General features: G+C 61.9%; 20 protein-coding genes. 9 read left to right on the forward strand and 11 right to left on the reverse strand.

What is annotated here, in order from left to right:
• Positions 1-43: 43 nt before the first annotated feature.
• The 3 genes from flhA to ACWBU6_RS23810 all read right to left on the reverse strand — a co-directional run bounded on the left by flhA (position 44) and on the right by ACWBU6_RS23810 (position 4,432).
• Positions 44-2,170 carry a flagellar biosynthesis protein FlhA gene (gene flhA, locus ACWBU6_RS23800; RefSeq protein ID WP_452645810.1) on the reverse strand — a complete coding sequence of 709 codons (2,127 nt, stop codon included), beginning with the start codon at positions 2,168-2,170 and terminating at the stop codon, positions 44-46.
• A 12-nt stretch (positions 2,171-2,182) separates the two neighbouring features.
• Entirely contained in the window at positions 2,183-3,319 is a 1,137-nt protein-coding gene (flhB, locus tag ACWBU6_RS23805) for a flagellar biosynthesis protein FlhB (RefSeq protein WP_452645811.1), read from the reverse strand.
• A gap of 81 nt (positions 3,320-3,400) precedes the next feature.
• Positions 3,401-4,432, reverse strand: coding sequence for a fumarylacetoacetate hydrolase family protein (locus tag ACWBU6_RS23810; RefSeq protein WP_452645812.1), 1,032 nt, complete (start codon positions 4,430-4,432; stop codon positions 3,401-3,403).
• A 113-nt stretch (positions 4,433-4,545) separates the two neighbouring features.
• On the opposite strand from ACWBU6_RS23810, the gene ACWBU6_RS23815 reads away from it, so the two are divergent.
• From ACWBU6_RS23815 to ACWBU6_RS23825, 3 genes are all read left to right on the forward strand, one after another.
• Positions 4,546-4,923 carry a DUF2061 domain-containing protein gene (locus ACWBU6_RS23815; RefSeq protein WP_452645813.1) on the forward strand — a complete coding sequence of 126 codons (378 nt, stop codon included), beginning with the start codon at positions 4,546-4,548 and terminating at the stop codon, positions 4,921-4,923.
• A gap of 121 nt (positions 4,924-5,044) precedes the next feature.
• Positions 5,045-5,422: a VOC family protein gene (locus ACWBU6_RS23820; RefSeq protein WP_452645814.1), complete on the forward strand. Its 378-nt coding sequence runs from the start codon at positions 5,045-5,047 to the stop codon at positions 5,420-5,422.
• 9 nt (positions 5,423-5,431) lie between these two features.
• A complete protein-coding gene (locus ACWBU6_RS23825; protein ID WP_452645815.1) occupies positions 5,432-5,851 on the forward strand; it encodes an EF-hand domain-containing protein in 420 nt (139 codons plus the stop codon).
• On the opposite strand, the gene ACWBU6_RS23830 is transcribed toward ACWBU6_RS23825, so the two are convergent.
• Positions 5,852-6,568 carry a pseudouridine synthase gene (locus tag ACWBU6_RS23830; RefSeq protein WP_452645816.1) on the reverse strand — a complete coding sequence of 239 codons (717 nt, stop codon included), beginning with the start codon at positions 6,566-6,568 and terminating at the stop codon, positions 5,852-5,854. It abuts the gene before it with no gap.
• Between the two features lie 143 nt (positions 6,569-6,711).
• Here ACWBU6_RS23830 and ACWBU6_RS23835 point away from each other — a divergent pair, with 143 nt between their 5' ends.
• Positions 6,712-7,005, forward strand: a complete 294-nt coding sequence (locus ACWBU6_RS23835) for a hypothetical protein (RefSeq protein WP_452645817.1) — start codon at positions 6,712-6,714, stop codon at positions 7,003-7,005.
• A gap of 139 nt (positions 7,006-7,144) precedes the next feature.
• Here ACWBU6_RS23835 and ACWBU6_RS23840 read toward each other — a convergent pair whose 3' ends face one another.
• Genes ACWBU6_RS23840 through rluC form a run of 4 tightly spaced genes read right to left on the reverse strand, consistent with a single transcriptional unit; the run spans position 7,145 to position 10,194 of the window.
• Complete coding sequence (locus ACWBU6_RS23840; RefSeq protein ID WP_452645818.1) at positions 7,145-8,143, reverse strand: S49 family peptidase; 999 nt, start codon at positions 8,141-8,143, stop codon at positions 7,145-7,147.
• The gene (locus tag ACWBU6_RS23845; RefSeq protein ID WP_452645819.1) at positions 8,140-8,505 is read right to left on the reverse strand and encodes a Rieske (2Fe-2S) protein; all 366 of its coding nucleotides are present in this window, start codon (positions 8,503-8,505) and stop codon (positions 8,140-8,142) included. The genes ACWBU6_RS23840 and ACWBU6_RS23845 overlap by 4 nt, the downstream gene beginning before the upstream one ends.
• Entirely contained in the window at positions 8,505-9,164 is a 660-nt protein-coding gene (locus ACWBU6_RS23850) for an HAD-IIIA family hydrolase (protein ID WP_452645820.1), read from the reverse strand. The genes ACWBU6_RS23845 and ACWBU6_RS23850 overlap by 1 nt, the downstream gene beginning before the upstream one ends.
• A gap of 10 nt (positions 9,165-9,174) precedes the next feature.
• Positions 9,175-10,194 carry a 23S rRNA pseudouridine(955/2504/2580) synthase RluC gene (rluC, locus tag ACWBU6_RS23855; RefSeq protein WP_452649614.1) on the reverse strand — a complete coding sequence of 340 codons (1,020 nt, stop codon included), beginning with the start codon at positions 10,192-10,194 and terminating at the stop codon, positions 9,175-9,177.
• Between the two features lie 563 nt (positions 10,195-10,757).
• Between rluC and ACWBU6_RS23860 the strand changes: the two genes are divergently transcribed.
• Genes ACWBU6_RS23860 through ACWBU6_RS23880 form a run of 5 tightly spaced genes read left to right on the forward strand, consistent with a single transcriptional unit; the run spans position 10,758 to position 18,535 of the window.
• Positions 10,758-13,910: an Rne/Rng family ribonuclease gene (locus ACWBU6_RS23860; RefSeq protein WP_452645821.1), complete on the forward strand. Its 3,153-nt coding sequence runs from the start codon at positions 10,758-10,760 to the stop codon at positions 13,908-13,910.
• On the forward strand, positions 13,903-15,264 hold the full coding sequence (chrA, locus tag ACWBU6_RS23865; protein ID WP_452645822.1) for a chromate efflux transporter: 1,362 nt from the start codon (positions 13,903-13,905) through the stop codon (positions 15,262-15,264). Before ACWBU6_RS23860 ends, chrA begins: the two co-directional genes overlap by 8 nt.
• 13 nt (positions 15,265-15,277) lie before the next feature.
• Positions 15,278-16,390: a GTP 3',8-cyclase MoaA gene (moaA, locus tag ACWBU6_RS23870; RefSeq protein WP_452645823.1), complete on the forward strand. Its 1,113-nt coding sequence runs from the start codon at positions 15,278-15,280 to the stop codon at positions 16,388-16,390.
• 7 nt (positions 16,391-16,397) lie between these two features.
• Complete coding sequence (moeA, locus tag ACWBU6_RS23875; RefSeq protein WP_452645824.1) at positions 16,398-18,287, forward strand: molybdopterin molybdotransferase MoeA; 1,890 nt, start codon at positions 16,398-16,400, stop codon at positions 18,285-18,287.
• Entirely contained in the window at positions 18,287-18,535 is a 249-nt protein-coding gene (locus ACWBU6_RS23880; RefSeq protein ID WP_452645825.1) for a hypothetical protein, read from the forward strand. Before moeA ends, ACWBU6_RS23880 begins: the two co-directional genes overlap by 1 nt.
• A gap of 116 nt (positions 18,536-18,651) precedes the next feature.
• Here ACWBU6_RS23880 and ACWBU6_RS23885 read toward each other — a convergent pair whose 3' ends face one another.
• Genes ACWBU6_RS23885 through ACWBU6_RS23895 form a run of 3 tightly spaced genes read right to left on the reverse strand, consistent with a single transcriptional unit; the run spans position 18,652 to position 20,633 of the window.
• Positions 18,652-18,987, reverse strand: coding sequence for a hypothetical protein (locus ACWBU6_RS23885; RefSeq protein ID WP_452645826.1), 336 nt, complete (start codon positions 18,985-18,987; stop codon positions 18,652-18,654).
• A gap of 3 nt (positions 18,988-18,990) precedes the next feature.
• Entirely contained in the window at positions 18,991-20,241 is a 1,251-nt protein-coding gene (rmuC, locus tag ACWBU6_RS23890) for a DNA recombination protein RmuC (RefSeq protein WP_452645827.1), read from the reverse strand.
• Entirely contained in the window at positions 20,241-20,633 is a 393-nt protein-coding gene (locus tag ACWBU6_RS23895; protein ID WP_452645828.1) for a group II truncated hemoglobin, read from the reverse strand. The genes rmuC and ACWBU6_RS23895 overlap by 1 nt, the downstream gene beginning before the upstream one ends.
• Positions 20,634-20,635 lie beyond the last annotated feature (2 nt).

Genomic DNA, 20,635 nt, shown 5'->3' on the forward strand with positions numbered 1-20,635 from the left:
CAGGCAGGGTCAGACCCTTGGGCCTGACCCTGGTTCACCGGTGTTATTGCGCACCCACCAGCGCGGTGACACGAATGGTTTTAGTCTCCGGAATCTCCGAATGCGACAGCACCTTCAGCTGCGGCAGCGCGCGGCGCAGGAACTTGGACAGCAGCGGACGCAGCGCCCCCGGCACCAGCAGCACCGGCGTGACGCCCAGCGCCTCCTGCTGCTGCGTTGCTGCCGCAGCCTGCTGCGCGATCGTATCAGCCAGTCCCGGTTCGATGCCGGCGGCATCGGCGCCGCCGCTGGCCATGGCCTGCATCAGCAAGCGCTCAAGGCGGTTATCCAGCGTCATCACGGACAGCTCCCCGCCTGCCGGGAACAGCTGCTGCACGATCGCCCGGCCCAGCGCCACGCGCACCTGCGCAGTCAGCTCATTCGGATCCTGGGTATGCGGTGTGAACTCGGCCAGCGTTTCAATGATGGTGCGCATATCGCGGATGTGCACCCCTTCCGCCAACAGGTTCTGCAACACCTTCTGCAGGGTCGACAGCGACAGCATCTTCGGCACCAGGTCCTCCACCAGCTTCGGCGAGTCCTTGCCCAGGTGATCCAGCAGCGACTGCACTTCCGCGCGGCCAAGCAGTTCGGATGCGTGCGAGGTGATCAGGTGATTCAGGTGGGTCGCCACCACGGTGCCGGCATCGACTACGGTATAACCCATGCCGGTAGCCTGGTCGCGCAGCGAGGCATCGATCCAGATGGCCGGAAGGCCGAACGCAGGATCAGTGGTCACCATGCCCGGCAGCGTGCCGCTGGCCATGCCCGGGTTGATCGCCAGGTACTGGCCATTGAATGCCTCGCCGGTACCGACTTCCACACCCTTTAACGTAATGCGGTAAGCGGAAGGCTTCAGTTCCAGGTTATCGCGGATATGTACCGGCGGCGCCAGGAAACCCACCTCCTGCGCGAACTTCTTGCGGATGCCCTTGATGCGTTTCAGCAGTTCGCCGCCCTGGGTCTTGTCGACCAGCGGAATCAGGCGGTAGCCTACTTCCAGGCCAAGGGTATCGACCGCCAGCACGTCCTGCCAGGTCGCCTCCTCCTGCTCGGGCGCCGCCTGCGTCCCGGCAGCCGCACCGGCGCCGCCGCCGCCCGCCCCGCCGGCTTCTTGCGCGGCAACCGTTTCGGCTTTTTCCCTGGCCCGCTTCTGCTGCAGGTAGCCGGCGCCGATCAGGGTCGACGCCAGCAGGATGAACACCAGGTTTGGCATGCCGGGAATCAGGCCCAGGCCGCCGATGATGGCGCCGGTGATGAACAGCACTTGCGGCTTGGCGAACAACTGGCTGATCACCTGGGTACCGATATCGGTTTCGGAGGCGACGCGCGATACCACAATACCAGCGGCGATCGAGATCACCAGCGAAGGAATCTGTGCCACCAGGCCGTCACCGATTGCCAGCAGAACGTAGTTTTTCAGCGCGTCGGCAAAAGCCATGTCGTGCTGGATCATGCCCACCAGCAGGCCGCCCACCACATTGATGACGGTAACGAGGATGCCGGCGATCGCATCGCCGCGCACGTACTTCGATGCACCGTCCATGGCGCCGTAGAATTCCGCCTCCTGCGAGACTTCATTGCGGCGGCGCTTTGCTTCCGCCTCGCCAATCAGGCCGGCATTCAGGTCGGCGTCAATCGCCATCTGTTTGCCGGGCATCGCATCCAGGGCGAACCGCGCGCCCACTTCGGCGATACGGCCAGCACCCTTGGTCACCACCACGAAGTTGATGATGGTCAGGATCACGAACACCACGATACCGACAGTGTAGTTGCCGCCGATCAGGAAGTGGCCGAAGGCCTCAATCACCTTGCCGGCCGCATCCGGGCCGGTGTGACCTTCGGTCAGCACGACGCGGGTCGACGCCACATTCAGGGACAGGCGCAGCATGGTCGACACCAGCAGAACGGTCGGGAAAGCCATGAAGTCCAAAGGCTTGACCGTATACAGGCTGGTCAGCAGCACGATGATCGACAGCGCGATATTGAAGCTGAAGAACAGGTCGAGCACGAACGCCGGCAAGGGCAGGATCATCATTGCCAGCAGCATGATGATCAGGATCGGTGCAGCCAAGGCCTGGCCGTTGCCGGCTATGCCTTTCATCCATGGCGGCATGTTCAGGGCGTTCATTCTCTAACTCCGTTAATGCTTGTTCAGTGGGTCCATATCGTCCGGCACATCGAGCCTGGTCGGACGGTCCGGGTAACGCAGGCCTGGACGATAGGCCTTGATCTGGTACACATACGCCAGCACTTCCGCCACGGCCGCGTACAGGCGCGGCGGGATTTCGTCGCCGATTTCCGTGTGCTTGTGCAGGGCCCGTGCCAGCGGCGGCGCTTCCAGGATGGCGACGCGATGCTCTTTCGCCAGCTCGCGGATCCTGGCTGCCACGGCATCGGTACCTTTGGCCACCACGCGCGGCGCACCCTGCCCGCCTTCGGCGTACTTCAGCGCCACCGCATAATGGGTCGGGTTGGTCACCACCACATCGGCGGTCGGCACTTCCTGCATCATGCGTTTCTTCGCCATTTCGCGCTGGAGCTGGCGGATCTTGCCCTTGATTTGCGGGTTGCCGTCCGATTCCTTGGACTCCTGGATCACCTCCTGCCGTGTCATCTTCAGCTTGTTCGCGTAATGCCACATCTGGTAGGGCGCATCGATCAAGGCAATGAAGCCCAGCGCGCCGACGATCACGATGAAGCTGAAGCCGAGCATATTCATGACGTGCGTGCTGCCGGTGTGCAGCGGCTCGACCATCAGGCCGATCGCTTCCTGCTGCTGGCGCGAAATGACCAGATAGGCCACCACACCCACCACGATGGACTTGATGATGGCCTTGACCAGCTCCACCAGCGAATTGGTGGAGAACATATTGCCGATACCCGTGATAGGGTTCAGCTTCATGAAATTCGGGGTAAATGCCTTGGCCGAGAACAGCCAGCCGCCAACCAGCAGCGGCGAGGCCAGTGCCACCACCATCACGGCGAGGGCGATCGGCAGGCAGGCCAGCATCACATGCACGACGTCGACCAGGATGCGGGTCGTCAGCACATCAGGATTGAAGACTTGCTCGCGCGTCAGCGACAGCCCCGAGGTGAGGCTGCGGCTCAATTCGCGCACCAGGCCGGAACCGGTCATCCACAAGCCGGCACCCGCTGCCATAAGAACGGTAAAGGTCGCCACTTCACGCGACCTGGGTACATCCCCTTCTTCACGCGCCTGCTCGAGGCGCCTCTGTGACGCGGGTTCTGTTTTCTCGGCTTCGCTGTCTTCAGCCATTGACCGCTCCTGTTATCGACCGTGCCATTATCGCTGCGGCCGGGCAAGAGCTATCGCTGGAAAAGGAAGGTAAATCCGGCTTTACTCGGCGGGGGCCGCCTCCGGAGCGTCCACTGCAGCCGTTTTCGGACGCCCCGCTTGCCAGACCTGCTGGTCGATGGCGCCGAAGATGGACTTACCGTCCGCGTCCAGCATTTCGATCTTGATGGTGTCGCCGAAGGACATGAAAGAAGTTGTGGCTTTGCCATCGGCGATCATCTCCAGGCAGCGCTTTTCGGCGATGCAGGAATAACCCTTTTTGGCATCCTTGTTGGACACGGTGCCGGAGCCGACGATAGTGCCAGCGCGCGCATTGCGCGTCTTCACCAGGTGGGCAATCAGCTGGGCGAAGTTGAAGACCATGTCCACGCCGGCGTTAGGCTGGCCCACCAGCTTGCCATTCCAGCTGGAGCGCAGCGGCAGGTGGACCTTGGCGTCCTTCCAGGCTTCGCCCAGCTCGTCCGGCGTGACAGCGACCGGCGCGAAGCTGCTGGCCGGCTTGGACTGGAAGAAGCCGAAACCTTTCGCCAATTCCTCCGGGATCAGGTTGCGCAGCGAAACATCGTTGACCAGCACCAGCAGGCGAATCTGCTGGAACGCCAGGTCGGGCGTGGCGCCCATCGGCACGTCGTCGGTAATCACGGCGATTTCCGATTCGAAGTCGATGCCCCACTCTTCGTGCTTCAGCTCGATGTCGTCGCAAGGACCGATGAAGTCATCGCTGCCGCCCTGGTACATCAGCGGGTCTTCCCAGAACGAGGCGGGCATCTCGGCATTGCGCGCCTTGCGTACCAGTTCAACGTGGTTGACGTAGGCCGAACCGTCGGCCCACTGGTAGGCGCGCGGCAGCGGGGCCATGCAATTCTTCGGTTCGAAGTCGAAGCTGCGGCGGGCTTTACCCTCGTTGAGCTGGCGGTACAGCTCATCCAGCTGGGGCGAAATGAAAGACCAGTCATCCAACGCGCGCTGCAGGTTGCGGGCAATGCCATCGGCGACCACGGCGGTCTTCAGGTCGCGGGAGACGACGATCAGCTGGCCGTCGCGGGTGCCGTCTTTAAGGGTGGCAAGTTTCATCTTGAGAATGCTATCGGATCGGTAGAGATAATCAATTTTACCTCTTAGATGCGAATCATTACCATTTGACCCAACTGGAAAGGGTATCGGCCATGGCAATCGCAGCAAAGAAAATGAGTCAAGTCACCGCCCACATGGGCATTGCGTTTGGCCTGATGTACCTGTTGACCGGCTCGGTAGCGTTTGGCGGCCTGGTTGCCGTCCTTGAGCCCGTCATCAATGTTGTGCTGCTTCCATTTCATGAACGGGCATGGCGCGGGGTACGCACACGCTTCAGCACACGCCGGCTGGCGCTGATCGCGGCCGAAAAGGTGTCGCAAACCCTGATGCATGCGCTGGTTGCATTTGCCACGCTGTACGCTGCCACCGGTTCGCTCGCCTTTGGCGGTCTTGCCGCTGTCCTGGAGCCCATCATCAACGTCATCGCTCTGCCTTGCCACGACCGCCTGTTCGACCGCCACGTGCTGCGGGCATCGCCGCTGGCGGCGTGATGGACGGCTTGCCCAGACGCAAAGCGGCGCGATAAATCAGCCGGGCCGGGTGCGACAACTAACCGACGCGGCGTGCGAACTGACTTAGCCTCCATCGGTAACACAGAGGCGGAGTCGGACCATGCTAGCTGACAAAGATGCGATTGCCATGATCGCCGTGAAAGACCTGGCTGCGGCAGCGAAGTTCTACGGTGACATACTTGGGCTCGAAAAACTCGACAGCCCCGAAGAGGAAGTGCTGATATTCCGTAGCGGAGCTAGCCGGATCAATGTCTATCGCTCGGAGTTCGCAGGGACTAATAAAGCAACTTGCGTGACATGGAACGCAGGCGCCGAACTGGAAACCGTTGCGGCGCGCCTGAAGGCACTGGGCGTGAAGTTTGAACATTACGCCATGCCGGGCCTGACGCTCGACGGCGACATCCACGTGGGCAGCCACATGAAGGTGGCCTGGTTCAAGGATGTCGACGGCAATATCCTCAGCATGGTTAGCGCTTAGGAGGCCAATATGAAAGTACCTGGCTTAATCGCAGCAGCATTGCTATCGGCCCAGGCAATGGCCGGGCCGGAAGTGGACCGGCAATTCACATCGATGGACGCAGACCGCGACGGCAAGGTGTCGGCGGCCGAACATGCGGCGGGCGCCAAGGCGATGTTCGGAAAAATGGACGCCAACCGCGACGGCAAGGTCACCGCCGCGGAAATGACTGCGGCCCACACGGCCGTTACGGGCCACACCGCCAGGACATCGGATATGCCCGCTGCCGACAAGATCAAGGCCGTCGATTCGGATGGAGACGGCCTCCTGAGCGCCGACGAGCACGCGAAAGGATCGGCATCCATGCTGGCGAAAATGGATACCGACAAGAATGGCTTCCTGAGCAAGGAAGAAATGGCCGCAGGGCATGCGGCCATGCTGAAGAAGTGATCAGGCAGGCGCCAACAGGGCAAGCTGTTCCGGCGTGAGGTAACACCACTCGCCCTCCTGCAGGCCCAGCGAGTCGAGCTGCAGTTGACCGATGGCGGAGCGATGCAGGGCGGAGCAGTGATTGCCGGCGGCAGCCAGCATGCGTTTGACCTGGTGGTACTTGCCCTGCTCCAGCACGATCTCAAGCTGGTGCTCGCCGCGTTTGATGCAGGTAACGGCGGCCAGCGGCGCCGGTTCATCGTGCAGCTGGACCCCGGCCAGCATCTGGGCCACCAGCTGGTCGGTCACCGGTTCGGCCGTGGTGGCCAGGTAGACCTTGGGCACGTGGCGCTTGGGAGAGGACTGGGCATGAATGAACGGGCCATCGTCGGACATCAGCAGCATGCCGGTGGTGTCGTGATCGAGGCGGCCCACCGGCTGGACTTCGCGCCAGGTAAATTGCTCAGGAAGCAAGGTCAGCACGCCGGGGTGATGGCTGGGCTTGCGGGAGCATTCGTAATTGGAAGGCTTATACAAGGCAAGATAGAGGTGCTCGCGATACACCCACTCATCGCCGAACACTTCCAGCACCAGGCCGTCGGTTTCGATAGTCGCTTTATAGTTATCCTGCACGGCGCCGCCGATGGAAACGTCACCGTCTTCGATCAGGGCGCGGCAGTATTTACGGGTGCCGAAGCCTTGCGACTGCAGGATTCGGTCCAGGGATAATTTACTCATGGGGCGGGATTTTACCGGATTTACGCTACCGCAAGCCTCCCTATTGATGCAGATCAAAGGGTGTGACAGTCGAGTTGGTACACTTAAATAGCATTAGGAATCTGCTGACTGGGCTATAGGAATTTCTTTGGGAGATCTCAGCAATGAAGCTCTACATCAACCGTAAGTCGTTGGCACAGGCCCATGCCGCTGCGCTGGAAACCAAGCTGGCTGTTGCGCGCTGGAGCGGCCAGGCAGGCGCAATGCCGCAGGCATTGTGGCGGCGTCAACAGGGAACAGAGTTGCTCGAGTGGATGGTGCAAGGCGGCTTTGCGACCGAAGAACAGAGTACGCAAACGAAAACAGCGGCCAGGGGCCGCCGTTCTCTTGCCTCCCAAAGAGACAGTGACGAGGAATGTGAATTCACTCAACTCCGCATCCGTGATGCGGCTGCGTAGTCTGCCTCAAGAATTGATTGCTAATCGCCCTCCCCTTGAATCGAACTACACCGTCAATATAGTCCACGTCGGGGAAATGGCAAGGCAAAATCTAGGCAAAAATGCCAATGTTAACTGCTGAGCCATTCGGGGCCACGGCTTAGCGCAAGCTCGGCTTGGCCGCATCGGCAGCGGCCTTGATTGCGCCGTAGCCCACGGCTGCGCCAAACTTCTTCAGCACGCGCTCAGGCAGGTTTTCATGCTGGGTGTAGTCGACAATATCTTCGGCTTTCACGATATCGCGCGCCACGCTGTCGACACTGCCCAGGTCGTCGGCCAAGCCCATTTCCACGGCGCGCGCGCCCGTCCAGTACAGGCCGGAAAACATGTCCGGCGTTTCCCTCAGGCGCTTGCCGCGGCCGGTGCGCACCACGTCGATAAACTGGGCGTGAATCTCCTTCAACATGGTCTGCGCGTGCTGCTTCTGCTTGTCCGACTGCGGGCTGAACGGGTCCATGAAGCCTTTGTTCTCGCCAGCCGTCAGCAGGCGGCGTTCAATGCCCAGCTTTTCCATGGTGCCGGTAAATCCAAAGCCATCCATCAGCACGCCGATCGAACCGATGATGCTGGCCTTGTTGACGTAGATACGGTCGGCCGCCGACGCGATGTAATACCCGCCCGAGGCGCAGATTTCATCGACCACCACATATAGCGGTTTTTGCGGGTAGCCTAGGCGCAGGCGGCGGATCTCGTCGACGATCATGCCAGCCTGCACTGCACTGCCGCCCGGGCTGTTGATGTGCAGGACGATGGCGACCGAGCCGGTGTCCGAGAAAGCTTTATTCAGCGCAGGAATGACGACGTCAGCAGCGCCGCTGCCTTCGGATTCGATGCTGCCTTCGATTTCAATCAGGGCGGTGTGGCGGCCGAGCGCTTCGGCATCGCCCCCCATCAGATTGACGCCGAAATAGCTGGCCAGGGCGAAGAAGATGATCGCCAATGTCGACACCTTGAAGAAGATGCTCCAGCGGCGATTGGCGCGCTGTTCCTTCAGTGTCGCGAAGACCAGCTTTTCCAGGACTTCGCGCTCCCACTTGATGGGCGGGTTCTCGGCAGGCGGGAGCGGCTGCTTGTCATTGTTGTCGATGTTATCACTCATGGTCGTGGGCGCACATAATCGTCAGGCTGCCAGTAGATGTTATCGTCGCGTTCGGTCACCGCAATAGGGCGCAGGCGGCCGCCGCGGCACGGGCCGCCGGCACATTGGCCATTCTCAGGCATATAAATGGCGCCGTGGGTGGAACACATAATATACAGGCCGCTGGATTCGAAGAACTCGCCCTCCGCCCAGTCCAGCTCGATCGGGACATGGGCGCAACGATTCAGGTAGCCGTACACCTTGCCGCCATAGCGCACCACGAAGCCGGTGGTGTCTTCGCCACCGGCGCGCAGCGGGAAGCGGATCCCTTTGCCGCCCTCCAGCAGCGCATCGGCAGCGCAAACCAGGATTTCAGCATCCATCAGGCGTTCTCAATCAGCCATTGGTGCAACTGCGGCACATTGCGCGCCGAAAACACCGGGTTGCAGGCAGCCAGTTGCTCGAGCGGATGGGCGCCATATTCGACGGCGATGCCGGACGATCCGGCATTTTGCGCCATCATCAAGTCATGGGTGGTGTCGCCGATCATGACCGTGCGGCGCAGATCCTGGCCCAGTTCGCGGGTCAGTTCCTGCAGCATGGCAGGGTGGGGTTTGGAGAAAGTCTCATCGGCACAGCGCGTGGCATCGAAGGTGGACAACAGGCCCGCGGCGTTCAGCGAGCGGTTCAGGCCGACCCGGCTCTTGCCTGTGGCAACTGCGAGGAAATAGCCCTGCTGCGATAAGTCCTGCAGCATATCGTGCACGCCGTCGAACAAGGTCAGCTCGTGGTCCTTCGCCAGGTAGTGGTAGCGGTAACGCTCCATTACGCGCGGATAAACCTTCGGGTCGAGGTTTGGCATCGCGACTTGCATGGCTTCCCCCATGCCCAGCCCAATCACATGGGCGGATTGCTCCCGGCTCGGGATGGGCAGGCCAAGGTCCTTGGCGGCAGCCTGGATGCACTTCACGATGGTGGCAGTGCTGTCCATGAGCGTGCCATCCCAATCGAAGACGATCAGGTCAAATTGCTTGCGCGGCATTATTTTTTTCTCAATTCAATGGTTTCCCCAAGCTTACCAAGAATCGCTGGCATTCGGCAGCCAAAGGCGCATTCAGGGTCATTTGCTTGCCCGTTTCCGGGTGGGTAAACGTAATCTGGTGGGCATGCAGGAACATACGCTTGAGCGCGCCGCGCGTTTCCGTGGCTTTCTGCAGTGCTTTATTTAAGGCGAAATCGCCGTATTTATCGTCACCTGCAATAGGGAAACCCGAAGATTGCAGATGAACGCGAATCTGGTGGGTGCGGCCAGTCTTCAACTCGGCTTCCAGCAAGGCAAAACCGTCGAACTTCTGCAGCAGGCTGAACACGGTATGCGAGGCCTGGCCGTCCGCTTGCACGCGCACCCGGCGCTCGCCGTCTGGCAGTGTGAATTTGTGCAATGCCAACTTCACGTGCTGGCGCTTGTTCTTCCAGTCGCCGACGGCCAGCGCCAGGTAGCGCTTGTCAGTCAGGCCGTCACGCATCTGGTCGTGCAGGTTGGTCAGGGCGGTACGTTTCTTCGCAATTAACAGCAGACCGGACGTTTCCCGGTCCAGGCGATGCACCAGTTCCAGGAATTTGGCCTCCGGGCGCGCAGCGCGCAGCTGCTCGATCACGCCAAACGAAACGCCGGAGCCGCCATGAACGGCCACGCCGCAGGGCTTGTTGATGACCAGCAAGTTGGCGTCTTCAAAAATCACCTCGAATTCAGCAGCCGGGACGGTAGCTTCTTGCTTCTCGGCAATTCGAATCGGTGGAATGCGCACCAGGTCGCCGGCATTCAGGCGGTACAACTGGTCGATGCGGCCCTTGTTGACCCGTACTTCCCCCGAACGCAGGATACGATAGACGTGGCTCTTCGGCACGCCTTTGCAAACACGCAACAGGTAGTTATCGATCCGCTGACCGGCCTCTTCTTCAGTGATTGTCACGAATTGTGCTTGCGGCAGGACCTGTTGGGGGGAAGCGGAATCGGCTTGTTGCGCCTTGTTTTGGCCCGGCTTCCCAGAATTTCTCTCTAAGTCCTTCATTTTGAATATATAATCGTTATGCCGCGGTTTTATCTGCTGCAAGTGTAAAGAATTAAACGTACATTTTACACAGGGGCGTATCTGCTGGCCTCGCCAAACGCAAATTCGGTGGAAAAAATTGTATACGCACATTCGTGCGCCGATCAGGGTCGCAACCACTGTTGCCATCGGCTCGAGCGCTCGTGTGCTGAATTAGACTGGCTGGATTGTTAGGATAAGTCCGGCGAGCAAGCACTACAGTCGTTGCTCGCTGGTTGATGAAGTGGATAACGCTTGCCGTTTCGCCAAGGCACCATACAAGATGCCCTGGCCCGACGATGTGCGCACGCCTGCATTCTCCCGCCACCCGGCAACGCTCGGGCCGTTGGATGATGTTGCACGCAGTGCGCAAACTCGGCATGACGATTTGCTTCATGCGCCCAATGCGGCGGCAGCGCTTTGCGCCTGCCGCATGACGAGGCATTTCCCCCTACAGCCTCCTTAATTCACGCGTATATCCTTGTACTTCGCCGTCTCCACGGAGGCGGCTTTGACATGGCCCAAGGGTCGCGGAGTTAATAAAAATGAAACGCATGTTGTTTAATGCTACGCAGCAAGAGGAGTTGCGCGTAGCAATTGTCGACGGTCAAAAATTGATCGATATCGACATCGAGACCGCCGGACGAGAGCAACGCAAGTCCAATATCTACAAAGGCGTCATCACTCGAATCGAACCCTCCCTCGAAGCTTGCTTCGTCAGCTACGGCGAAGACCGCCACGGCTTCCTCCCCTTTAAAGAAGTTGCCCGTTCCTATTTCCGCGAAGGCGTCGACGTCCGCAATGCATCCGTCAAGGAAGCGCTGCGCGAAGGCCAGGAAATCATGGTGCAGGTGGAAAAGGAAGAACGCGGCAATAAGGGCGCGGCACTGACTTCCTTTATTTCGCTGGCCGGCCGCTACCTGGTGCTGATGCCGAACAACCCACGTGGCGGCGGTGTTTCCCGTCGTGTGGAAGGCGAAGAGCGCCAGGAACTGCGCGAAACCATGGACAAGCTGGACCTGCCGCAAGGCATGTCGGTAATTGCCCGTACTGCCGGCATCGGCCGTACCGTGGAAGAGCTGCAGTGGGACTTGAATTACCTGATGCAACTGTGGCGCGCGATCGAAGGCGCCTCCAAGGCCGCCTCCGGCGCCTTTCTGATCTACCAGGAGTCTTCGCTGGTGATCCGCGCCATTCGCGACTACTTCCAGCCCGATATCGGCGAGATCCTGATCGATACCGACGAGATCTACGAACAGGCGCACCAGTTCATGTCCCATGTGATGCCGGACATGGTGCACCGCGTGAAACGTTACAGCGACGACGTGCCGCTGTTCTCCCGCTTCCAGATCGAACACCAGATCGAAACGGCATATAGCCGCACGGTGCCGCTGCCTTCGGGCGGCGCTATCGTGATCGACCACACGGAAGCCCTGGTGTCGATCGACGTCAACTCGGCCCGCGCCACCCGCGGTTCGGACATCGAAACCACCGCCTTCCACACCAACTGCGAAGCCGCCGACGAAGTGGCGCGCCAGCTGCGCCTGCGCGACCTGGGCGGCCTGATCGTGATCGACTTCATCGACATGGAAGTGTCGAAGAACCAGCGCGAGGTGGAACAGCGCCTGAAAGACGCCCTGCACCACGACCGTGCCCGCGTCCAGATGGGCAAGATTTCGCGCTTCGGCCTGATGGAACTGTCGCGCCAGCGCCTGCGCCCTTCCCTGTCGGAAGGCTCGCACGTGACTTGCCCGCGCTGCTCGGGCACCGGCCATATCCGCGATACCGAATCGTCCGCCCTGCAGGTGCTGCGCATCATCCAGGAAGAGGCGATGAAGGAAAATTCCGCCGCCATCCACGTGCAAGTGCCAGTCGACGTGGCTGCCTTCCTGCTCAACGAAAAGCGCGGCGAAGTGCTGAAGATCGAGACCCGTCACCGCATCACCGTGATCCTGATCCCGAACAAGCACCTGGAAACCCCGCATTACAAGCTGGAACGCATCAAGCACGACGATCCGCGCCTGGAAGACCACGCCGCTTCCTACACCATGGCCGAAGCTGCAGAGACCGACATGTCCTTCAGCAAACGCCATAAGGAGGAAGCCAAGCCGCGCCAGGAAGCCGTGGTCAAGACCATTACCCCAGAGCAACCAGCACCAATGGTGGAGCACAAGCCGGAAGCTGCCAAGCCGGTAGCTGCCGCTCCGCGCACTGTTGCCGCAGCTCCTGCAGAAAAAGGCTTCTTCGCCAAGCTGATCTCCTTCTTCACCGGCGGTGACAAGGAAGAGCCAGTGCAGCCGAAAGCGCCAGTGATTGTTACCAAGGCACCAGCCAGCGCAGAACGCGGCGACCGCAAGGATCGCGGCCAGCGTGGCCGCAACCGTGGCGGCAAAGGCGGCCGCGGCGAGCGCGAAGACCGCGAACCAGGTGCCCGTCCTGGCGCCGAGGAAGCCAAGCCGGCCGCCGAAGCCCGCAAGCCGCGCGAACAGCGTGAGCCACGTGAGCCGCGTGAACCACGCCAGCCGCGTGAACCACGCGAACAGCGCGACGGCGCCGAGGCAGCCCAGGCCCAAGGCCAGCGTGCCGAGCGCGAACCGCGTGAACCACGTGAACCGCGCCAGCCACGCCAGCCGCGTGAGCCACGCGCCGAGAAGCCGGTTCCGGCAGAAGCCAAGGCCGAGGAATTGGCATTGGCAGCAGCCGCCGTCGGCCCGGTTGGCACCGGCACTGGTGCAGCAGAGACGCCAGTTCTGGTGAAAGCTGCCGCCAATACCGGTCCCGAGGGTGAAGAACACGAAGGCGCTGAAGGTGGCGACGAGCCACGCCGCCGCCGCCGTCGCGGTGGCCGCAACCGTAACCGTCGTGAGCGTGAAGGCGCCGAGGGCGTGGACGGTGCGGAAGGCGCGACCGAGGCAACGTTCACCGTTGCTCCGGCTGAAGGCGAAGCTGCTCCTGTCGTGGCTGCCGCAGCTGCATCTGCTGCCCCAACTGTAGCCGATGCGCCTGCTGCTGTTTCCGTTGAACCTGCTTCCACCGAGGCCGCCAGCGCTGCTGCTGCCGAAGGTGCTGCTGCGCAAGCTGCCGCAACTGCGGCTGTCGAGGCGCCAGCGCTTGCCGAGCCGGTCGTTGCTGCCCCAGCGGCAGCCCCGGCCGCCCCTGCGCCAGTCGAAGAGGCTCCGGTCGCTGCTGCTCCAGTGCAGCCAGCTGCTGTGGACCTGCCCGTTGCAGCGCCAGCCGCCGCTGCGCCTGTTGCCGCTGCGCCTGCGTCGCCGCAAGGCGTGCTGCCGTTCGCTGAAGCTGCTCCGGCTGCTGTCGAACCAGCTACTGCAGAAGAAGTTGCCGCTGACGTGGTTGAACCAGCCGCCGCACAAGCGCCGGCCGAGCCAGTCGCTGCCGCTCCTGTCGCTGCCGCCCCGGCCCCTGCGCCAGTTGCACCAGCGCCAGCTCCGGTTGCAGCCCCAACTGCCACACCGGCTCCAGCCCCTGCTCCAGCCGCCGCCAAAGCAGACGTCGACGCCATGCTGGCCGCGGCCGGCCTGTCGATGGCTGTAACCGATCCGGCCAAGGTGCGTGCCGCCCAGGAAGCTGCTGCCGCAGCAGCCACCTCCCAGCCAATCCGCGTGCCCCGCGAGCGCAAGCCGCTGCCAGCGGTCGCCAGCGAACCGCTGGTGCAGGTTGAAACCAAGGTGAATGGCTAAGCAGCCTGTCGCTGAAGAAAAAGGGAAGCCAAGTGCTTCCCTTTTTCATGTCCCATTGTGGGAAGCCTTCCTCTACTGGCTCAAGCTGGGCTTCATCAGCTTTGGCGGACCGGCCGGCCAGATCGCCCTGATGCACACCGAGCTGGTTGAGCGCCGGCGCTGGATTTCCGAACACCGCTTCCTGCACGCCCTGAATTACTGCATGCTGCTGCCAGGCCCCGAAGCCACGCAACTTGCCATCTACATCGGCTGGCTCATGCACCGCACCTTGGGCGGCATCATCGCCGGTGTGCTTTTCGTCCTCCCTTCACTATTACTTCTGATCGGCCTGTCCTGGGCCTATATGGCTTATGGCAAGCTGCCCGCCATCGCCGGCATCCTGTACGGCATGAAGCCCGCCGTCGTTGCCATCGTGCTGGCGGCCGCCTGGCGCATCGGAAAACGCACGCTACGCAACCGCCCTTTGATGGCAATCGCGCTGGCAGCCTTCGTCGCCATCAGCTTCATCAAATTGCCCTTCCCGGCGATCGTCGCCAGCGCCGCCCTGCTCGGATGGTTCGGCGGCCGCCTGCGTCCTGAGGTGTTTGCGCTGGGTGGCATCGCGTACGGCCCGGCCGCAACGCAGGGCGCGCATGCCCGCGCCCTGATTGACGATGACACGCCGACGCCGCCGCACGCCCGCTTCAGCTGGGCCAGGCTGGCACGCGTCGCCCTAGCCGGTCTTGCGTTGATGGCTGGCGCCTGGCTGGTGCTCGCCTGGGCGTTCGGCATCGACAAGCCGCTGGCGCAAATGGGCTGGTTCTTCACCAAAGCCGCCATGATGACCTTTGGCGGAGCCTATGCCGTGCTGCCCTATGTTTACCAGGGCGGCGTCGAACACTTCCAGTGGCTGACCGCTGCCCAGATGGTGGACGGCCTGGCCTTGGGCGAAACCACGCCCGGCCCGCTGATCATGGTAGTGGCCTTCGTCGGCTTCGTCGGCGCCTGGACGCACGAAGCGATTGCCGGCTATCCTGCCCTGGCAGGCGTTCTGGGCGCCGCTGTGGCTGCCTGGTTTACCTTCGTCCCCTCTTTCATCTTCATCCTGGCCGGCGGCCCGCTGGTCGAATCCACCCGCGGCAATATCCGCATGACCGCCCCGTTGACTGCGATTTCGGCCGCCGTGGTAGGGGTTATTGCCAGCCTGGCACTATTTTTCGGCATCCATGTGTTCTACCCTGCCGGTCGCTGGGAATGGCCGGCCGTGGTAATTGCCGTTGCCGCCGCCATAGCCTTGATGCAGTACAAGCAAGGAACAATCCGCGTATTACTTGCCTGTGCGATTGCTGGCATCGTGCTATCGTACCGGGTGTAACCGAACACCCAGCATGACCGAAAAAATCATCCTATTGAATGATGGCCGCAGCCAGGCGCCGGCCATCCCGGCAAACTTAGAGGCCCCCACCGGCAGCCTGCTGGACCGGTTCGCCCGTCCCTTGCACGACCTGCGCATTTCCATCACAGACCGCTGCAACTTCCGCTGTGTCTACTGCATGCCGAAGGAAGTCTTCGACAAGGACTATCAGTACCTGCCGCACAACGCCCTGCTGACTTTTGAAGAGATCACACGCATCGCGCGATTGTTCATCGAACATGGCGTTGAGAAGATCCGCCTGACCGGCGGCGAACCGCTGTTGCGCAAAGACCTGGAGCGGCTGGTGGCAATGCTGGCCGAACTGCGCACGGTAAGCGGCAAGCCGCTCGACCTGACCCTGACCACCAATGGTTCCCTGCTGGCCCGCAAGGCGCAATCCCTGAAGGATGCCGGCTTGCAGCGCGTCACCGTCTCGCTCGACGCCCTGGACGACGCCACTTTCAAGCGCATGAACGATGTCGATTTTGCGGTGGCGGACGTGCTGCATGGGATCGATGTGGCGCACAGCGTCGGCCTGGGCCCGGTCAAAGTCAACATGGTGGTCAAGCGCGGCATGAATGAGCAGGAAATTCTGCCGATGGCACGCCATTTCAAAGGCTCGCCGGCGATCCTGCGCTTCATCGAATTCATGGACGTCGGCACGTCCAACGGTTGGAACATGCGCGACGTGGTACCGTCGGCGGAAGTGGTGCGCATGATCGGTGCCCAAATGCCGTTGCTGCCTGTGGACCCTAACTACACTGGAGAAACCGCCGAACGCTGGCGCTATGCCGATGGCGGCGGCGAAATCGGTGTCATCTCCAGCGTGACGCAGGCCTTCTGCAAGGATTGCTCGCGCGCGCGCCTGTCGACCGAGGGTAAGCTGTACACCTGCCTGTTCGCCTCGCGCGGCCACGACCTGCGCGCCCTGCTGCGCGAAGGCCGCAGCGACGCGGAAATTTCATCGGCCATCGGCGCGCTGTGGAGCGTGCGCGGCGACCGCTATTCAGAGCAGCGCACCATCAATACCGAGGGGCTGGCGCTGGGCGCCGACCGCAAAGTCGAAATGTCATATATCGGGGGCTAAGCCGGGGATGGAAAAAAACATCAGTGCATTGATCCTGGCAGGCGGCCGCGGCACCCGCATGGGACGCGTGGACAAAGGCCTGCAGCCATTTCGCGGCGGCACGCTTGCCTCGCACGTGCTGCATCGGATTGCGCCGCAAGTGTCCAGCGTCACCATTAACGCCAACCGCAACCTCGGCGCTTATGGCGCACTCGGCGTAGCAGTGCTGCCCGACGAGCTGGAAGGCTACGAAGGCCCGCTGGCCGGCCTGCAAACCGGCCTGCGTCACTGCGCAACCGAGCTGCTGCTGACGGCGCCCTGCGACTCCCCCTTCCTGCCGCCCGACCTGGCGCAACGCCTGTACGAAGCACTGAACGCGCAAGGGGCCGATCTCGCCGTCGCAGCCACGCTGGAAACCGACGAAGAGGGCAAGACGCGCACGCAACTGCATCCCGTATTCTGCATGGTGCGCAAGAGCGCCTTGCCCGCCCTGGACGAATATCTGCAAACCGGGGCGCGCAAAATGGATGGCTGGTACAAGTCGATCAAGGTGGCGGAAGTACTGTTCAACGATGCGGCGGCCTTCCGCAACATTAATACGCTGACCGAGCTGCAGATCGAGGAAGAAGCCGCAATCAACCCTTCGCTAAAGGAAGTGGCCAGTTGCCTGTCCGGTTATGATCCGGATGCGCTGCCGGTGCGGCAAGCGCAGCGCATCATCCGCGACTTCATCCAGCCTGTGCGCGGCATCGAGAAAGTGGCCCTGCGCAGTGCCCTGGACCGCGTGCTGGCGGCCGACGTGATATCGCCTATCAATGTGCCGGCACATGACAACTCCGCGATGGATGGTTTTGCCTTTGCCGGCGCCCAGCTCAAAGGCGACGGCAATACCACGCTCAAGGTGATTGGCACGGCTTATGCCGGCCGGCCTTCCGGCTTGAAGCCGGGACCTGGGGAATGCGTGCGCATCATGACCGGCGGCGTCATGCCCGATGGCTGCGACACCGTACTGCCCCAGGAGCTTGCGGCAGACATGAGCGACGTCGCCGTAACCATCGCACCGAACACCGTACGCACTGGCGACAATCGCCGCTTCAAAGGTGAAGACCTGGCCGCCGGCACGCCTGCACTACGCAAAGGAAAGGTGCTGCGACCGGCCGACCTAGGCCTGCTGGCATCGCTCGGCCTGGCCGAAGCACCAGTCCAGCGGCGCCTGCGCGTAGTTTTCTTCTCCACCGGCGACGAACTGCGCTCGATCGGCGAACCGCTGGCTGAGGGCTGCGTCTACGACAGCAACCGCTACACCTTGTTCGGCATGCTGCAGCGGCTCGGCTGCGACATCGTCGACATGGGGATCGTGAAGGACGACGCGGCATCGCTCGAAGAGGCCTTGCGCACCGCCTGCGAATGCGCCGACGCCGTGATCACTTCCGGCGGTGTATCGGTTGGTGCGGCCGATTACACCAGGCAGGTCATGGCCACGCTCGGCGACGTGCATTTCTGGAAAATCGGCATGCGCCCCGGCCGCCCGATGGCCTTCGGCCGTATCCGCTCCAATGGCCACAGCGCCTATCTGTTTGGCCTGCCGGGCAATCCCGTGGCCGTGATGGTCACCTTCTACTTCTTTGCGCGCCACGCCCTGCTGCGCATGATGGGTGCCGACACCCCAGGCGACCAGTTGCTGCGCGTGCGCTCCGCCCAGGCGATCCGCAAGAAACCCGGCCGCACGGAATACCAGCGCGGAATCCTCGCCACCGCCTTGGATGGCACCCGAGAAGTGCGCATCACCGGCTCGCAAGGCTCAGGCATCCTGCGTTCAATGTCTGAAGCAAACTGCATGGTGGTGCTGCACGACGAACAAGGCAATGTTGCCGAGGGCGATTTAGTCGACGTCATCGTTTTCGAAGGGTTGGTCTGATGACTCGCCTGGTGGACCATTCAAAGGAAAGTTTCGACGCCGTCGTGGCCGTGCTTGTCGAACATGGCAATTCCATTGTCGGGTCAGGCTGGTTCGTCAACAAGGAGGGCTATCATTTGCTGTTTGCAAAGCCCATCGACTGGAATCTCCTGTACTCGAAATTCACGTTCTCTACCGAAGAAATCAAGCTTGACCGCAACAGTATCTCGACTTGGCAAGAGGCCTACGAGATCATAGGCGGTCGGTAGCTTTCACATGCCCTAATTATTCATGGTTCGATTTACGCATGAGCACGATCTGACGGTCGTGTTGTACACATGCTCGGGATAACGCTCACCGCATGAGATTCGGCGACCTGGCCCGTTCAATAGCGGAAGCAGTGGGCCTGCTGCGGCTCGCTGCGCATTAGCGCGGTGGTCCACGCAGGATTAGTGGCTTGCTGGCACTTGAGCAGGACTTCGGACCAAGCCTTCAGATTGGTCTCGGAGGCGTCCTTTTTCCACGCCTCATCCAATGCGCGCGCCACGGCTGTTTGGCGGCGCAGGGCGGCTAGTGGGCGGCCAAAGCTGTCGCGCGCGGTGGGGATATCAAGCGGGGGGCGCAGGGCAGGTCTTACGGCAGGGAGTTCAAGTTCGCCGGCCCACGCGCTGGCAGCTACAGGCAGCAGCAACATCAGCGCGAGGTCGGCGGCGAACTTCATCGCTTACGCAGAGCTGTCGGCGTCGGTGTCGGCGCTGTCGACCGCGCCCAGCATGAGCAAGGCCTCTTCCGATGGTAGCGCTTCGACGGATTTCAGCTTGCGCGCCATCTGCCGGCTTCGGACTTCGGCATTTTCAATGTTGCGCGCGGCGCGTTCGAGCGTGGTTTTGGTTGCGGCGAGCACGTCGCCGAACTTGGCGAATTCGGTCTTCACTGCGCCCAGCACTTGCCATACTTCGGACGAGCGTTTTTCCAGTGCCAGCGTGCGGAAGCCCATCTGCAGGCTGTTCAGCAGAGCGGTCAGCGTGGATGGGCCGGCGATGCTGACGCGGTTCACGCGCTGCAATTCGTCGGCCAGGCCGGGGCGGCGCATTACTTCCGCGTACAAGCCTTCGGTCGGCAAGAACAGGATGGCGAAGTCGGTGGTCATTGGCGGCGAGACGTATTTTTCCGCGATGGTCTTTGCCTCGCCGCGCACGGCGCGTTCCAGCTCGCGGCCGGCGGCAGCAACTGCCTCGGCATCGGCACGGTCCGCAGCCTCCAGCAGGCGCTCGTATTGCTCTTTCGGGAATTTGGCGTCGATCGGCATCCACACCGGCGCCCCACCCTCTTTCTGGCCCGGCAGCTTGAGCGCGAATTCGACACGCGCATTGGAGCCGGGGATGGTTTCGACGTTCTTGGCGTATTGGTCCGGCGTGAGGATTTGCTCGAGCAGCATCTCCAGTTGCACTTCGCCCCAGGTGCCGCGCGTTTTCACATTGGTCAGTACGCGCTTCAGGTCGCCGACGCCCAGCGCCAGCTGCTGCATTTCGCCCAGGCCCTGGTGCACGCGCTCCAGGCGCTCGGACACCTGGCGGAACGATTCGGTCAGGCGCGTTTCCAGGGTTTCATGCAGCTTTTCATCAACCGTCCTGCGCATTTCTTCCAGCCGCGCGCCGTTATCGGCCTGCAGCTCGCGCATCCTGGTTTCCAGCGCTACCCGCACCTCCAGCAAGCGGCGTGTGTTCGACTCGGTCAGCACTTCGATCTGGCGGCGCATGGTTTCGAGCTGCTGCACAGTTGCGGCGTGCGACTGCGCGAGCAAATTGCCCATCTCCTGGCGCTGCGCTTGGGCAGTCGCCTGCAACTGCAGGCGCACCTCGCGTTCAACCCGATCCAGCTGGTCGGCGACGTCGGGGCCGCGGCTGCGCAGCAGCGAAACGATTTGCAGGACGATGATCACGGCGGCCAGCGCCAGCAGGATGGTCAATTCCATCAATCAGCCTTGTTCCGCATCCAGTCGGCGGTCTGGTAGAACGACTCCATCAGCCGCAGCCGCAAGGCTTCGGCGATGCCGACATCCTGCATTGCCCAGGCCATGCAGCGCAACCACTGGTCGCGTTCACTGGAGCCGACAGCGAAAGGCAGGTGGCGCGCGCGCAGGCGCGGGTGGCCGAAGCGCTCAATGAACAGGTCCGGCCCGCCCATCCAGCCGCTGAGGAACCAGAACAGCTTGTCGCGCGAGCCGTCGGTGCTGGGCGGGTGCATGGCGCGGATGCCGGCGAATTCCGGCTCCAGTTCCATCAGGTCGTAAAAGCGGTCAACCATCTCGCGCAGCTTGGCTTCGCCGCCGATGACTTCATAAAGGGTGCGTGCATCATCATTCATAA

The sequence above is a fragment of the Pseudoduganella sp. HUAS MS19 genome (assembly GCF_053615455.1).

Excerpts from the sequence above, each read along its gene's own strand:
- flhA (WP_452645810.1), bottom strand. The coding sequence starts at position 2,170 with ATGAACGCCCTGAACATGCCGCCATGGATGAAAGGCATAGCCGGCAAC.
- flhB (WP_452645811.1), bottom strand. The coding sequence starts at position 3,319 with ATGGCTGAAGACAGCGAAGCCGAGAAAACAGAACCCGCGTCACAGAGG.
- ACWBU6_RS23810 (WP_452645812.1), bottom strand. The coding sequence starts at position 4,432 with ATGAAACTTGCCACCCTTAAAGACGGCACCCGCGACGGCCAGCTGATC.
- ACWBU6_RS23815 (WP_452645813.1), top strand. The coding sequence starts at position 4,546 with ATGAGTCAAGTCACCGCCCACATGGGCATTGCGTTTGGCCTGATGTAC.
- ACWBU6_RS23820 (WP_452645814.1), top strand. The coding sequence starts at position 5,045 with ATGCTAGCTGACAAAGATGCGATTGCCATGATCGCCGTGAAAGACCTG.
- ACWBU6_RS23825 (WP_452645815.1), top strand. The coding sequence starts at position 5,432 with ATGAAAGTACCTGGCTTAATCGCAGCAGCATTGCTATCGGCCCAGGCA.
- ACWBU6_RS23830 (WP_452645816.1), bottom strand. The coding sequence starts at position 6,568 with ATGAGTAAATTATCCCTGGACCGAATCCTGCAGTCGCAAGGCTTCGGC.
- ACWBU6_RS23835 (WP_452645817.1), top strand. The coding sequence starts at position 6,712 with ATGAAGCTCTACATCAACCGTAAGTCGTTGGCACAGGCCCATGCCGCT.
- ACWBU6_RS23840 (WP_452645818.1), bottom strand. The coding sequence starts at position 8,143 with ATGAGTGATAACATCGACAACAATGACAAGCAGCCGCTCCCGCCTGCC.
- ACWBU6_RS23845 (WP_452645819.1), bottom strand. The coding sequence starts at position 8,505 with ATGGATGCTGAAATCCTGGTTTGCGCTGCCGATGCGCTGCTGGAGGGC.
- ACWBU6_RS23850 (WP_452645820.1), bottom strand. The coding sequence starts at position 9,164 with ATGCCGCGCAAGCAATTTGACCTGATCGTCTTCGATTGGGATGGCACG.
- rluC (WP_452649614.1), bottom strand. The coding sequence starts at position 10,194 with ATGAAGGACTTAGAGAGAAATTCTGGGAAGCCGGGCCAAAACAAGGCG.
- ACWBU6_RS23860 (WP_452645821.1), top strand. The coding sequence starts at position 10,758 with ATGAAACGCATGTTGTTTAATGCTACGCAGCAAGAGGAGTTGCGCGTA.
- chrA (WP_452645822.1), top strand. The coding sequence starts at position 13,903 with ATGGCTAAGCAGCCTGTCGCTGAAGAAAAAGGGAAGCCAAGTGCTTCC.
- moaA (WP_452645823.1), top strand. The coding sequence starts at position 15,278 with ATGACCGAAAAAATCATCCTATTGAATGATGGCCGCAGCCAGGCGCCG.
- moeA (WP_452645824.1), top strand. The coding sequence starts at position 16,398 with ATGGAAAAAAACATCAGTGCATTGATCCTGGCAGGCGGCCGCGGCACC.
- ACWBU6_RS23880 (WP_452645825.1), top strand. The coding sequence starts at position 18,287 with ATGACTCGCCTGGTGGACCATTCAAAGGAAAGTTTCGACGCCGTCGTG.
- ACWBU6_RS23885 (WP_452645826.1), bottom strand. The coding sequence starts at position 18,987 with ATGAAGTTCGCCGCCGACCTCGCGCTGATGTTGCTGCTGCCTGTAGCT.
- rmuC (WP_452645827.1), bottom strand. The coding sequence starts at position 20,241 with ATGGAATTGACCATCCTGCTGGCGCTGGCCGCCGTGATCATCGTCCTG.
- ACWBU6_RS23895 (WP_452645828.1), bottom strand. The coding sequence starts at position 20,633 with ATGAATGATGATGCACGCACCCTTTATGAAGTCATCGGCGGCGAAGCC.